Origin of the sequence: Vibrio sp. 1641 (assembly GCF_033339995.1) — a bacterium.
Taxonomy (GTDB): domain Bacteria; phylum Pseudomonadota; class Gammaproteobacteria; order Enterobacterales; family Vibrionaceae; genus Vibrio; species Vibrio alginolyticus.
The window spans coordinates 1-649 of sequence record NZ_JAWOVP010000238.1 but is presented as its reverse complement, the minus strand read 5'-3'; the positions used below and the strand labels follow the sequence as shown (position 1 = coordinate 649).

Annotated in this window: 1 protein-coding gene; it reads right to left on the bottom strand. The window is 47.1% G+C overall.

What is annotated here, in order from left to right:
* A partial coding sequence (locus tag R7Z47_RS25260; protein ID WP_318130818.1) for a sigma-54 factor interaction domain-containing protein occupies positions 1-649 on the bottom strand: 649 nt, incomplete at both ends.

The window sequence follows — 649 nt, the reverse complement described above, 5'->3', positions numbered from 1 at the left end:
TGTCATCAGCTCTTGTAATAACAATGGGATATCTTGCTTACGCTCTTTTAGCGCTGGCATTTCGATTGGGAAAACGTTCAAACGATAGAACAAATCTTCACGGAACGTGCCCTCTTCGATCATGCTTTCCAGATTACGGTGTGTCGCAGCGACCACACGCACGTTGACTTTGATTGTCGAGTTTCCGCCAACTCGCTCAAAACAACGTTCTTGAAGTACACGCAATAACTTCACTTGCATCGACATTGGCATGTCACCAATCTCATCAAGGAAGATCGTGCCACCGTCTGCTAATTCAAATCGACCTTTACGCGCCGTTAACGCACCAGTAAACGCGCCTTTTTCGTGGCCAAACAATTCGCTTTCGAGTAGCTCCGGTGGGATTGCACCACAGTTAATTGGCACAAACGCACCATTGCGGTATGACGAATGGTAGTGAATGTTACGCGCTACCACTTCTTTACCCGTACCCGATTCACCAAGGATCAAGACATTGGCTTCTGTACCCGATACTTGCTCAATAAGATGACGAACTTCTTGAATGCCGCGACTCTGCCCTACTAAGCTACGAAACAGCGTGTTTTTACGCGCACTTGCAACAACATTGACCCCTTTACGGCCAAGAAAATCTTTGCAGTGACGTAACGCT